Origin of the sequence: Catonella morbi ATCC 51271 (assembly GCF_000160035.2) — a bacterium.
GTDB classification, from domain to species: Bacteria; Bacillota; Clostridia; order Lachnospirales; family Lachnospiraceae; genus Catonella; species Catonella morbi.
The window spans coordinates 565,590-579,568 of sequence record NZ_KI535366.1 but is presented as its reverse complement, the minus strand read 5'-3'; the positions used below and the strand labels follow the sequence as shown (position 1 = coordinate 579,568).

Annotated in this window: 9 protein-coding genes and 1 other RNA gene; 5 read left to right on the top strand and 5 right to left on the bottom strand. The window is 37.9% G+C overall.

Annotated features, from left to right (window positions below; genetic code table 11):
• Positions 1–83 precede the first annotated feature (83 nt).
• The 3 genes from GCWU000282_RS02610 to GCWU000282_RS02600 all read right to left on the bottom strand — a co-directional run bounded on the left by GCWU000282_RS02610 (position 84) and on the right by GCWU000282_RS02600 (position 5,494).
• Positions 84–1,499 (bottom strand): amidophosphoribosyltransferase, encoded by a 1,416-nt coding sequence (locus GCWU000282_RS02610; RefSeq protein ID WP_023353437.1) that lies wholly within the window; start codon positions 1,497–1,499, stop codon positions 84–86.
• Between the two features lie 121 nt (positions 1,500–1,620).
• On the bottom strand, positions 1,621–3,543 hold the full coding sequence (locus GCWU000282_RS15720; protein WP_051384107.1) for an EAL domain-containing protein: 1,923 nt from the start codon (positions 3,541–3,543) through the stop codon (positions 1,621–1,623).
• Positions 3,533–5,494 (bottom strand): EAL domain-containing protein, encoded by a 1,962-nt coding sequence (locus GCWU000282_RS02600; protein ID WP_023353435.1) that lies wholly within the window; start codon positions 5,492–5,494, stop codon positions 3,533–3,535. The genes GCWU000282_RS15720 and GCWU000282_RS02600 overlap by 11 nt, the downstream gene beginning before the upstream one ends.
• A 251-nt stretch (positions 5,495–5,745) precedes the next feature.
• Between GCWU000282_RS02600 and GCWU000282_RS02595 the strand changes: the two genes are divergently transcribed.
• Genes GCWU000282_RS02595 through GCWU000282_RS02575 form a run of 5 tightly spaced genes read left to right on the top strand, consistent with a single transcriptional unit; the run spans position 5,746 to position 12,110 of the window.
• Entirely contained in the window at positions 5,746–6,768 is a 1,023-nt protein-coding gene (locus tag GCWU000282_RS02595; protein ID WP_023353434.1) for a deoxyguanosinetriphosphate triphosphohydrolase, read from the top strand.
• Between the two features lie 8 nt (positions 6,769–6,776).
• Positions 6,777–8,546 carry a DNA primase gene (gene dnaG / locus GCWU000282_RS02590; RefSeq protein WP_023353433.1) on the top strand — a complete coding sequence of 590 codons (1,770 nt, stop codon included), beginning with the start codon at positions 6,777–6,779 and terminating at the stop codon, positions 8,544–8,546.
• A gap of 50 nt (positions 8,547–8,596) precedes the next feature.
• Complete coding sequence (gene rpoD / locus GCWU000282_RS02585) at positions 8,597–9,715, top strand: RNA polymerase sigma factor RpoD (RefSeq protein ID WP_023353432.1); 1,119 nt, start codon at positions 8,597–8,599, stop codon at positions 9,713–9,715.
• The gene (locus tag GCWU000282_RS02580; protein ID WP_023353431.1) at positions 9,715–10,440 is read left to right on the top strand and encodes a tRNA (adenine(22)-N(1))-methyltransferase; all 726 of its coding nucleotides are present in this window, start codon (positions 9,715–9,717) and stop codon (positions 10,438–10,440) included. The genes rpoD and GCWU000282_RS02580 overlap by 1 nt, the downstream gene beginning before the upstream one ends.
• A gap of 17 nt (positions 10,441–10,457) precedes the next feature.
• A complete protein-coding gene (locus GCWU000282_RS02575) occupies positions 10,458–12,110 on the top strand; it encodes a nucleoside kinase (protein WP_035039398.1) in 1,653 nt (550 codons plus the stop codon).
• A gap of 167 nt (positions 12,111–12,277) precedes the next feature.
• Here GCWU000282_RS02575 and rnpB read toward each other — a convergent pair.
• Both rnpB and GCWU000282_RS02570 read right to left on the bottom strand, forming a co-directional pair.
• Positions 12,278–12,617, bottom strand: an RNA gene (rnpB, locus tag GCWU000282_RS15745) — RNase P RNA component class A.
• A 48-nt stretch (positions 12,618–12,665) separates the two neighbouring features.
• The gene (locus tag GCWU000282_RS02570) at positions 12,666–13,946 is read right to left on the bottom strand and encodes an O-acetylhomoserine aminocarboxypropyltransferase/cysteine synthase family protein (protein ID WP_023353429.1); all 1,281 of its coding nucleotides are present in this window, start codon (positions 13,944–13,946) and stop codon (positions 12,666–12,668) included.
• Between the last annotated feature and the right edge of the window lie 33 nt (positions 13,947–13,979).

The following is a 13,979-nucleotide window of genomic DNA, read 5'->3' as shown; positions in this document are numbered from 1 at the left end:
CTCCGAGGGATGCGCAGCTCGCGACAAGGAAGTTTGCCTTACGGCATCGCTCGCACGCGAAGTGTGTGCGAGAACACACTAACCTATTCCTGCCCGTCAAAACAGTAGGTGCAGAGATTTTCTTTCCCTATTCCTATGGCTTCGACCATATCATCAAGACGGTTGAAGCTAAGAGAAGTAAAGCCAAGCTGCTCACGGATTTTATCGACCATGAATTTATATTTTTCTGAATCGGGATTAGCATATTCTTCTAAAATATCGCTTGTAACTTCTTCTCCTTCCTCATCTCTTATAATTCTTCTTGTTATTAAATCCATATCTGATGTAGAACGTGAAAAATTAATATATTTACAGCCGTACATAATAGGAGGGCAGGCAGGCCTTACATGAACCTCTTTTGCACCGCTCTTATACAGAAATTCAGTAGTTTCTCTAAGCTGGGTGCCCCTTACTATGGAATCATCTATCAATAGTATTCTTTGTCCGTCTATAAGCTCATGTACAGGTATAATCTTCATCTTTGCTATAAGATCACGTTTTTCCTGAATTGTGGGCATAAATGAGCGGGGCCAGGTAGGAGTGTACTTTATAAACGGTCTTGAAAAAGGAACTCCTGATTTATTTGCATATCCTACAGCATGTGCAATTCCGGAATCAGGTACTCCGGCAACAATATCTACGGTTTCGGTTGAAATATTGTCTCTTTTGGCCATAAGACTACCGCATTTATTACGCATTGCTTCAACGGAAACACCTTCATAACCGGAAGAAGGATAACCAAAATACACCCACAGAAAAGAACAGATTTTTTTGTTTTTATTAGGACTGACAAGAACTTTAACTCCCTCGGGGGTTATTACATCTATTTCTCCGGGACCAAGCTCTTTATAATGTTCATAACCAAGATTAAGATAAGCAAAACTTTCAAAAGAAGCACAGTAGCCTTCTTCTTTTTTACCGATTGCAATGGGAGTTCTTCCAAGCAAATCTCTGGCACAATATATTCCTATAGGCGTAAGTATGAGCATTGTCATTGAACCGTCAATTTTTTCCCAAACATATTTTATGCCGTCAATCAGATTATCTTTCTGATTAATTAAGGACGCAACCAGTTCAGTTTGATTTACTACACCTCCGCTCATTTCTAAAAAGTGTGTCCCTCCGCCGGATACTATTTCGCTGACTATTTTCTCGGCATTATTTATTCTTCCGACAGTAACTAAGGAAAAAGTACCATGATGAGATCTTACTATAAGAGGCTGCGGTTCATAATCAGAGATACAGCCTATTCCGTAATTTCCCTTCATTTCCTGTACGTCTCTGTCAAACTTACTTCTGAAAGGAGAATTTTCAATATTATGAATTGCTCTTTCAAAGCCATATTCGCCTAAAACAGTCATTCCTGCTCTGCGGGTACCAAGATGCGAATGATAGTCTGTTCCGAAAAATAAATCAAAGACACAATCATTCTTAAGTGTTGCTGCAAAAAAACCGCCCATATATCTATCCTCCTTATAAGTACAAAATAATGATAGTACAACCAGGCTCAATAGTCAACTATTAGAAATATATAACAATATTTAAAAATATATAACCCCTGCTAATGACAGGGGCATAATATCATACTTCAGCAGGCTGATTGAGCCTGATAATCTTAACAAAATCTTCCCTTGCAAGAGGTTTGCTGAAATAATAGCCTTGTATGTACTTACAGCCAAGTTTAATTATTTCTCTTGCCATTTCTTTAGTTTCAACCCCTTCGGCAACGATTTCAGCACCGGTAGAAATTGCCGTTTTTATAAAGCTTTCAAGAAGAATCATAGACTTCTTCTCACTGGAATTAAAAGGAGCATGTATCAATGATTTGTCTATTTTTATCAACTTCAAAGGAAGTGACAGGATTCTTGAGAGAGAAGAGTATCCTGTACCAAAATCATCTAGTGAAAAACTGATATTCTTGTCAAATAAAGTTTTAATATTCGTATCCACTATATTCGTAAATTCACTGGAAGAAGTTTCAGTAATCTCAAGATTGATCTGATTTGGGAATACACGATGTTTTTTTAATACGGATATCACATTTGAAGCCAAATTACTTTGGAGACACTCAACCATTGAAATATTGACCTCAATATACTCAAGCCCGTAGTCACTTAAATGTTCTTCCGAAATTACCTTACATACTTCTTCAAGTACAAAGTTGCCGATATCGATGATGAGGGAGCTTTTTTCTGCTATAGGGATAAAAATGTCGGGAGATAAAAAATTACCGTTATTATCCCTCATTCTGATTAAAGCTTCAGCAGAGGTAAATTTTTTCTCAATGGCATTGTAAATAGGCTGAAAATAAACTTCAAGTCTTTTTTCGTTTAAAGCATTCTGAACCAGTTCTTCTATTTGTATGATTTCAGCATCACTCTTAAGCTTCAATTCACTTGGCTCTACAGTAAGCAGATTATCCATGTTCTCATATAACTTCAGAGCATTGAAAAGATCTTCAACCATTCTGATACTTGAAACATCGTTAGGAGAGCTGAAAGCACAGCTGGTTGAGTATATAGGTATACTGAGCCTGTTTGAACTTGATAAGAGCCCCATTATATTACAGGTTTCTTCAAAAACAATCTTGGCTTCATTTGGATTGTTTTCATCCATTACTATTATATACTGCCCGTTAGCGAACTTAAATATAAGCAGTTTTCTAGAAAATTGCTTCATGCTTTTTAAGAAAATTCCCTCGGCATGTAAAATTCGGCTTTTCTCCATAGTATTTGTAATAAATCCGATATTATGAATATTAACGGCAATACACTGTGTATGAGAGTTAGGAGAGAATCTTGAGTCACACATTTTTATAAATGCTTCCCTGTTTAACATTAGGGAATCATCCGAATAGTATTCATTAGGGCTTTGCATACAGCAAAATACCATGGTGATGAACATGGTTAAAGTAAATTGTACTGAAGAAGCCTGAGGAAAAAAGTAATCAAAGACAGTGCCGAAAAAAATGATGAGGATTACAGCCGGCAGTATTATTTTATGATTTCTGGACAAGGACTTTCGTCCTTTTATCAGGAGGAAAGAAGTTACCGATATATAATAGGTATCAAGCAGATAAAATAATGCAAAATAAGACCCGTATTCAAATCTTCCTCCGGCAGATACGGTAAAAATCAGCCCTGTATTATAGTTCACTATAAGCAGTGATATAATGAAGATTATAGGTATAATAAGGAGCCTCAATATATTGCGGCCATGTATACGCTGATTTACTGCGATAGAGGCATAAATAAGCATTAAACTAAGAGATGTGTAAATAATAATATATTTAAGAGAATGTAAAAGGTAAAGTAACAGTGGTTCGACTGTTCCGTCAAAGCTTAAAGCCAAAATGTCAATAAAAGCACTTAACATCAAGCATAATACGGTATATATCAATAAGTTGTTATAGTAGATAGAAATAGTCCTTTTAAGCTTGTAAGCTAAAAAAAGGGAGAGTAATATAAATATTGAGCAGACATCCAGCCATATACTATATTCCATTGACGCTTACCTCCTTTCTCAAAAATTCAGTCAGTTCGTTGGCATTTAGCGGATTGGAAAAGAAATATCCCTGTAAATAATCACAGCCTATTCTTTGGGCATAATCCTTAACTTCTTCGACTTCGAGATGGTCAGCTTTAACAAGCAGGCCAAATTCTTTCAGAAACTCAACAGTGCAGCTCATAAGGTTATGTGCCAGTTTAGAGTTAAGAGCTGACCCGGTCAGTACTTTGTCTATAGTAACCGCATTTATAGGCATTTCAACAAGGGCAGAGGCATTGGTGTATCCGTTGCCGTAATTTTCAAGTATGAAACGAAATCCTGCATTAGAGATAGCTTTCATATTCTCTACGATTATACCGTCATAATCCAGCATAGAGTTTTTAGAAAGTTCAAAGCAGATAAGTTTTGGCGGGATATCATACTTGGCGGCAAGATTAACCAGTTTTTCCACTTCATTTTTCTTAAGCAATATTGATATAGGCATTATTATCTCAACGGAACGAATTCCGAGTGTCATAAAATCATTGTCTTTTACTATTTTAAACAGTGATTCAAGCAGATAATTATACAGCCCTGTAATTAAACCGTACTTTTCGGCAACAGTTATAAAATTGCGTGAAGTTACATAACCGATCTCGGAAGTATGCATAGTAAGCTCGGTTTTTATAGAATCAAAGATGCCGGAAGAGGTATTGTACTCAGGCAAAAATGAGAGATATATAATGTTTTTTTCATATAAGTTAAGAATTTTAGAGGAAATAAGCCATTCTTTATCAGCAACAGTTATATCTATATCATTTACTGTAATATAAGGCCTGTCTTTAGGCATTACAGCGGTAGATTCCGCCTGCATTATTTCCTGAAGCAGATTAGAATTATCCGCATTCTTAGGGCAGTCATATATACAAATACGTTTTAACAATGATACTTTATTTGTACTTGAGATATCAAAAGGGGATTTAAAACGTTCATTTATTTTATCTGCGAGTATTTCAGCCATATGTATATTTGCCCAAGAATTTTCCAGAGAAATATACAGTGCAAACTGGCCGCGCCCGATGGAATATATACCGACATTCTTTAATAAATGGGACAAAAAAGCGGAAACATCCAAGATAAGTGAATTGGTATGTTCAGTGCCCAGCTCCTTATCCCAGGCTTTAATTTTTTCGATTGTAACAGTCAGTATTGCAATAGGCTTTTTCATTGACATGGCTACGCTGAAATTGGTAAACAGGGCATCTCTGTTTTGCAAGCCTGTCACAAAATCAATATAATCAGACGGACTTTCCACAATTATGTAAGCCAGCAGAAGTGATAATGCCATAAAAAAACTTTCAATTGCCAACTGTGGATAAAAAAACTGTATAACAGTACCAACCAAAGGAATGAAAGGTAACAATGAGAATGCAAGCCTTTTATCGTTTCTTGCATTTTGACCATAAATTCTTATGATTAAAATGATAAATATAAGATAATAAAATGCGATAGCATAGAGAAGAAAAAGTAAAGGTCTTCTCTGATATCCCGAGTCGGGACTTATGTAAAATATAGTATGGAAAAACGGATTAAGTGTAATTGCTGTAATTGCAATAGAGGCAGGGATATAAAGTAAAATTTTTGTTAATTTTTCGTTTATTCTTATACTCAGCACCGAATATTCATAAAATGCAAAAAAAGTACAGCACAAAATATGTCCGTAGAAGAACATCATTGATAATACATTTAATATTGTTGTAAAACCGACATAGGTTATATTGTTATAATATACGTGATTTTCTATCAAAACCTGCATTAAAGCAGCAAAAGAAGCCAACAGAGAGCAGATATAAAGTTTTTTAAAAATTTTGCTGTATGGCAAAGTTATCGAATCCCTAAATATCAGCAAATAGCCGAGAACAAGCCCCAATACAAAGGCTGCTGTTTCAAACCAATAATTATTTACCATTCTATTCTCCAAAGTTAATATACAAGATACAAGCGACAAGAATATAAAATCCGATCAAGTCAATTTACAAAATGATTATTATATTTTGACGTATTAATCTATGCAACAAAATTAGTTAATATTTAAATAATTCATTTGAATACCGCGATTACATTATATTATACATTATAGTACAAACCGGTTACAAAAAAAAGGAAAATTAATATTTTTTTTGAATAATAATAGTATGGGCTTTGTTACAGGAGGTAATAATGGGAAATAATAAATGTATAAGGGAACTAAGAGAAGAACTTGAACATAAAATGCTCTGTGAATTTGCTTCTTTTTCGGATTCGGGGGCGAGCAGAGATGTAGAAGAAGAGCCTGATGATATAAGAACGGCATATCAAAGAGACAGAGACAGAATACTTCATTGTAAGGCGTTTAGAAGGCTTAAGCACAAAACTCAGGTATTTCTTGATCCTGAAGGAGACCATTACAGAACAAGGCTTACCCATACTCTTGAGGTCTCACAGATAGCAAGAACCATAGCCAGAGCGCTTATGTTAAACGAAGATTTGACAGAGGCTATAGCATTGGGACATGACCTGGGGCATACTCCGTTTGGGCATGCAGGAGAGAGAGCATTAAATAAAATTTCTCCCTATGGATTTCATCATAACGAACAAAGTGTAAGAGTTGTGGAATTACTTGAAAAGCATGGGCAGGGACTCAATCTCACAAAAGAAGTAAGAGACGGAATAAAAAATCATAGAAGTGCCTGCAAACCGTCAACTTTAGAGGGAAAAGTGGTAAGGATTTCAGATAAGATAGCTTATGTGAATCATGATATAGATGATGCCCTTAGAGGGGGAATACTGACAGAGGAAGATTTGCCGGCAGAATTTACTTCTGTTGTGGGACATGATGTAGCCAAAAGAATTGATACTATGGTAAAAGATGTTATATTTACAAGTATGGGCAAAGATGAGGTTAAGATGTCTGAGCCGGTGGAAAAGGCAATGAGGGGGCTGAGAGCCTTTCTGATGAAGGAAGTCTACAGCAATCCCGAAGCAAAGAGTGAGGAAGTCCAGGCTCAGAGGCTGGTTGAGTATTTGTACAAGTATTATCTTGAAAACTATGAAATTCTGCCGATAGAATATAAAAGACTGAATGAAGAGAAAGGCGAGCCTATAGAAAAGGTAGTTTGTGATTATATAGCGGGTATGTCGGATGATTATGCAATTAAAACCATTAAAGAAATATTTGTACCGGTTCGCTGGGGAAAATACTAAGGAGATTCATGTTTTATTCAGAAGAAATTATTGATGAAGTTAGGGAGAAAAATGATATTGTAGATACGATTTCTCCCTATGTAAGGCTTACAAAAAGAGGGGCAAATTATGTGGGCTTATGTCCGTTTCATAACGAAAAGACTCCCTCATTCTCAGTAAATACGGACAAGCAGATTTTTCATTGTTTCGGATGTGGAGTTGGCGGAAATTCTATCAGCTTTGTGATGAAGTATGAGAATCTTACCTTTACAGAAGCAATCAAGCAGATGGCTGACAAAGCCGGAATAAATCTGCCTGAGGAGTATGATAATCCTGAGTCCGTGAAAAGAGCCGATTTAAGAACAAGATTATTTGAAATATATAAGGAAGCGGCAAAATTTTATTATTTTCAGCTAAGAGGAGATTATGGGGATTATCCGATGACTTATCTGAAAGACAGAGGGCTTACGGATAAGACTATAAATGACTTTGGGCTGGGTTACTCGGTAAAATCTTCAAATGCATTATACAACTACCTCAAATCCAAAGGCTATAGCGATGAACTTATGATTAAGGCCGAACTTGTAGTATTTAAAGAAGGCAAGGGTGTTTTTGATATGTTTTGGAACAGGGTGATTTTCCCTATAATGGATCAAAACAGTAAAGTAATAGCCTTCGGCGGCAGGGTAATGGGAGAAGGAGAACCCAAATACCTGAACTCAAAGGAAACAGATATATTTAATAAACGCAGAAATCTATACGGATTAAATTTTGCAAAGCATAGCAGGTCGCCGTTTATGTTGCTTTGTGAAGGATATATGGATGTTATTGCACTTCATCAGGCAGGTTTTACCAATGCGGTGGCCTCGCTTGGAACCGCACTTACTGAAGAACAGGCGAGGCTGATTGCCAGATATGTGAAAGAAGTTATAATCACATACGATAGTGACGGGGCAGGAGTAAAAGCAGCTTTGAGGGCTCTTCCTATCCTTAAATCAGCAGGTATCAGAACCAAAATACTGAAACTTGCTCCTTACAAGGATCCGGATGAATTGATAAAAGCGGCGGGGCATGAGGAATTTGAAGAAAGAATTAAAAATGCCGAGAACAGCTTTAATTTTGAACTGTCAAACATAGAAAAAGGCTTTAATCTGTCTGAACCTGAGGGGAAAACAGAGTTTTTGAACAAGGTTGCCGAGAGGCTGACAGATTTTGAAGAAGAGCTGGAAAGGGAAAATTACATAGCTGCTGTTGCGGAGAAGTACTTTGTTTCTAAGGAAACACTTACCAAGCTTGTCAATAAGATAGGCGGGGCTAAGGAAATCAGGGAGACTTACAGGGAAGCAGGAGAAAGAATCAAAAAGAATGACAGGACTAATACTGCTGATGAAGGCTTATTAAAGACTAACAGATTTTTATTAAGCATAATCGCAGATAAACCTGAATATTATCATAGGATTAAAAATATAGTTTCTGCACGGGATTTTGCAACTCCTCTGTATAAGGATGTTGCGGGAAGGATATTTGGACAAATAGGGGAAGGAAGAAAGCCGAATGTGGCTGAGATTATCAGCAGATATGAGTCCGGTGAAGATCAGGCTTTGGTTGCGGCTGTGTTTGAGGAGAAATTTGATGCCGAAGTTGATGAAAAGGAGAGGGAAAAGGCGTTTAAGGAAATAGTTATCAAAGTAAGAAGGGCAGGGCTGGCTGAAGAAATGAAAGCAGCAGACAGTAATGATGCTAAACTTTTTACAGAGATTACTAAAAAGCAAAGAGAGCTTAATAAACTGGATTTTTAAGATTGGCGTTAATAAACTTGATGAATTAAGACTTACGGGAGGATGAACTTATGGATGAAAAAGTGCTTAAGAGTAAGTTAAAAGAACTGGTAAAGGACGCGAAAGAAAAAAAAGGTGTATTGGAGGCGGAAGATGTCAAAGCGGTTTTTGCCGGTCGGGAGATTAGTGAAGATGAGCTTGAAAAATGTTACAGATATCTTGAAAGACAGGGAATTGATGTTCTCATCATAGATGAGTTGGATGATGTAGATGAGGATAAAATACTAATAAGTACGGAAGATAATGATGAAATAGAAAGAGAAAAAATAGAGGAAACCGAAATCACAGTTCCTGAAGGTATAAGTACGGAAGATCCGGTAAGAATGTATCTTAAGGAGATTGGGAAAGTTCCTCTGTTGGATATGGATGAGGAAATAAAACTTGCCAAAAGCATGGCAGAAGGTGATGATGAAGCCAGAAAAAAACTTACAGAAGCCAATCTGAGACTGGTGGTAAGTATAGCGAAACGATATTTGGGAAGAGGGATGCAGTTTTTAGACTTGATTCAGGAAGGCAATATGGGACTGATAAAGGCTGTAGAGAAGTTTGACTATACAAAAGGTTATAAGTTCAGTACCTATGCAACCTGGTGGATAAAACAGTCCATAACAAGGGCAATAGCAGACCAGGCAAGAACTATAAGAATCCCTGTTCATATGGTGGAAACCATAAATAAACTGATAAGAGCCCAGAGACAGTTGACTCAAACTTTGGGTAGAGAACCTCAACCGGAAGAAATAGGAAAAGAATTAAATATGGAGCCGGAAAAGGTTAGAAGTATAATGAAGATTGCACAGGAACCTGTTTCCTTTGAAACTCCGATAGGTGAGGAAGAGGACAGTCATATAGGAGATTTCATACCGGATGACAGCAATATGGCGCCGGTTGAGGCTGCTACACATGCGATTTTAAAAGAACAGCTTGAAGAAGTATTAGACAGCCTGACAGAAAGGGAAGCGAGAGTTATAAAGCTGAGGTTTGGACTTGAAGACGGGCGTACCAGGACTCTCGAAGAAGTAGGAAAAGAATTTAATGTGACAAGAGAGAGAATAAGGCAGATTGAGTCAAAGGCGTTAAGAAAGCTTAGACAGCCAAGCAGAAGCAGAAAATTAAAGGATTATTTGGAATAATGAAAAAAAGAAAAAAAATACCGAAAAGAATGCTTGCGATTGCAGCCTTGGTGGATCATTCCAAGGTACTTGCAGATGTGGGCTGCGACCATGCATATATTTCGATAAATCTTCTTGAAAATGGAAAAGCAGACAGAATTATTGCATCTGATTTAAGAGAGGGACCGTTAAAAACAGCTAAAGATAATATAAATCTTACAGATTTTAAGGACAGAATAGATACCAGGCTTTGCCCGGGGCTTGAAGGATTTGAGGCAGGTGAGGTTGATACTGTCCTTATCTCGGGAATGGGAGGAATGCTTGTAAAAGAAATTCTTTCAGAGGGAATAAGGGTAGTAGAAGCCGCAGATACACTTATACTTGAGCCACAATCCGATTTGCGGGTAGTAAGAGCATATCTAAGGGAAATTGGCTTTGAAATTGTAGATGAGGATATGCTAAAAGAATCAGGAAAATATTATCAGATTATGAAGGCTGTCAGGTCAGAAACCGGACAAGTTTCAGAAAATGACATAGGGCTTATAACTGAAGATGAGTTTGGACCTGTTCTTATCAGAAAAAAGCATCCGGTGCTAAAAGAGTTTCTGTTAAACAGAAAAGCACATTTTGAGGCTTTATTACATAATAAAGAATTTATAGAGTCTCAAAAAGATTCTGAAAATGACAGGATTACGGTTATTGATAAAGAACTTAAGATGGTGACTGCTGCACTAAGCAGGTTTTGATGACGGAGGATAAAGGTATGAGAATAGAAGTTGAGGAAAAAGTACTTGAATATGACAGCGGAATTAAATTGTCGGAAATAGCAAAAAATGTATACGGAGAAAATCATGGGAAACTGCTTGCCAAGGTAAACGGCAAGCTCAAAGAATTGTGGAAAAAAGTATCTGAGGATGCCAAGGTAAGCTTTTACGATATAACTTCTACAGACGGAATTAGAACTTATGAAAGAGGAGTGTTATTTCTTTTTATAAAGTCTGTACATGATGTATTTGGTAAATCTGAAGTTACAGGTGTGAACTGTGAATATTCTTTAGGGAACGGAATATTTTGTGAAATCAGAGGAAATGCTAAAATCAATGATGAATTTGTAATCAAAGTAAGAAACCGAATGGATGAGCTTGTAAGGGAAAATATTCTGTTTGAAAAAAGCTTGGTTTCTACCAAAGAGGCTGTTGAGAAATTTTTGGACAGTGATTTATCCGACAAGGAACATTTGTTTAGATACAGAAGAGGATCAACTACCAATATATATAGACTTGGCGAGTATTATGATTATTTTTACGGCTATATGCCGCCTTCAACCGGTGCTCTTAAATCATTTGACATTAAAGCATATGATGGCGGGATAGTTATAACACTTCCTAATGCAAAAGAGGGTTTTGAGGTTAAAAGGCCTGACTGGAAGCCTCTTGAACTTCTCTACAAGACAATGAAGGAGGCAAATTCCTGGGAAAAACGCCTCGGAATAGATAATGTGGGAGACTTAAACGATGCGATTTCAGAAGGTCGTATCAATGATGTAATGCTTGTAAATGAAGCTTTACAGGAGGGAAAGATAGGAAAAATTGCAGAGAATATAGCAAAACTGGGTAAGAAGATAGTAATGATAGCAGGACCTTCTTCATCAGGTAAGACTACATTTTCGCATAGATTGTCAATCGAGCTTATGGTACAGGGGCTTAGGCCATATCCGATTGCGGCTGATGATTATTTTAAGAACAGGACTGAAACCCCAAAAGATGAGCATGGAGAATATGATTTTGAGTGCCTCGAGGCCATAGATGTAGCTCAATTTAATAAGGATATGACTGCCTTGCTTGCCGGCGAAGAAGTAAGTCTGCCTTCTTATAATTTTAAGACAGGAAAAAGAGAATATAAGGGAAGACTTCTTAAATTGGGTAAGGACGATATTCTTGTTATAGAGGGTATTCATGGACTTAACGATAAGTTTTCGGAGGCTCTTCCAAAGGAAAGTAAGTTTAAGATTTATATTAGCGCGCTTACTCAGCTCAATATTGATGACCATAACAGGATACATACCACAGACTTAAGGTTGCTTAGAAGGATGGTTAGAGATGCAAGAACAAGGGGTAACAGTGCGGAGGATACTCTTGCAAGGTGGGCTTCTGTAAGACGTGGTGAGGAAAAGAATATTTTTCCTTTCCAGGAGGAAGCTGATGAAATGTTTAATTCTTCACTGGTTTATGAACTTGCGGTACTTAAGCAGTATGCAGAACCGTTGCTTTTCGGAATTCCTCAAACTTCCCCTTATTTTTCGGAAGCAAACAGGCTGCTTAAGTTTTTGAACTATTTTCTTCCTATGCCTTCGGATGATGTGCCAAAGAATTCATTGGTTAGGGAATTTATAGGAGGGAATTGTTTTCCGGTTTAAATCATATAATTTGATGTAAGGAAAAGTATGTATTTAGTATAGTATAACTTGACACAAGGGAAAGTATATATTTCAGACTCGCTCCGGTTTTTCTGCGAAAAACCTAATGCGCTCGCTTAGAAATTATACTTTCCCTTGCTGTATGTAGCAAAATTATATTAAACCGGAAAATGAGAAACACTGTAAGCCGGGTTATGTATCTGATGATCATCTATCTCGAACTGCCGTTGCCGGCAATCTCTATCGACCTACCTAAAAGCACGACGGGCAGCCGTATAGCTTTATATTTGGTCTTTCTTCGGATGGGGTTTACACTGCCCCTATCGTTACCGATAGGGCGGTGGTCTCTTACACTCACCTTTTCACCCTTATCTGACCAGGTCAGACGGTAATTTTCTGTTGCACTGTCCTTGGAGTTGCCTCCACCAGACGTTATCTGGCATCCTGCCCTATGAAGCCCGGACTTTCCTCACCTGCCTAAGCAGGCGCGACCATCTGTGTTTCTCAAGTTGTTAGTTTAGCATATAACGGGTAGATTGACAAGTAGGGATGAATCTATGCTTCCAGTGCCTGCTTAATATCATTCACAAGATCTTCTGCATCTTCGATACCGCAGGAAACTCTGATAAGCCCTGCAGGGATGCCCGCAGTAGCAAGCTGTTCATCGGTAAGCTGGCGGTGCGTGGTGATAGAAGGGCAGAGGCAACAGCTTTTCGCATCTGCTACATGAGTTTCTATAGCTATAAGTTTAAGCTTGGTCATAAATTTCTCGGCAGCGTCCCTGCCACCCTTTATCTCAAAGGAAACTACACCTGAACAGCCGTCAGGAAGATATTTTTCAGCTAAAGCATGATATTTATCTGTTTTAAGCCCCGGATAACTTACACTGAGAACCTTTTCATGGTTTGCGAGGAATTCTGCAACAGTCTGACCGTTTTTAGAATGTTCTCTCATGCGCACATGGAGAGATTCTAAGCCGAGGTTAACCAAGTATGAGTTCTGTGGGGACTGGATAGAACCAAGGTCTCTCATAAGTTGTGCTGTTGCCTTTGTAATAAAGGCACCGGCTTTGCCAAACTGCTTGGCATAAACTAAACCGTGGTAAGATTCATCAGGAGTACAAAGTCCCGGGAATTTGTCGGCATGAGCCATCCAGTCAAAGTTTCCTGAATCTACTATAGCTCCGCCTACACCACTTCCATGTCCATCCATATATTTGGTGGTGGAGTGTGTAACTATGTCTGCACCCCATTTAATAGGCTGACAGTTGACAGGTGTAGGGAAGGTATTGTCAACAATGAGAGGAACTCCGTTGGCATGTGCTACTTTGGCAAATTTTTCGATATCAAGCACAGAGAGTGCGGGGTTTGCAAGAGTCTCTCCAAAGACAGCCTTGGTATTAGGTTTGAAAGCTGCATTTAACTCTTCCTCAGTAGCGTCAGGAGAAATAAAGGTTACTTCTATACCCATCTTTGGAAGGGTTACTCCTATAAGGTTAAAGGTTCCGCCATAGATTGAAGATGAACAGATAAGGTGGTCGCCACACTCGCAAATATTGAAAATAGCAAAGAAATTGGCTGCCTGACCGGAGGAAGTAAGCATAGCTGCCGTGCCCCCTTCAAGAGCTGCTATCTTTGCTGCAGCAGAGTCATTGGTAGGATTCTGAAGTCTGCTATAAAAATATCCGCTTGCTTCAAGATTGAAGAGTTTACCCATTCCTTCACAGGAATCATATTTAAACGTTGTAGACTGTATTATAGGTACCTGTCTCGGCTCACCGTTTTTAGGTGTATAGCCTGCCTGTACGCATTTTGTTCCTAATTTTAATTCACTCATAAAAATCTCCTTTAAAATCAAAAAATAATTCGG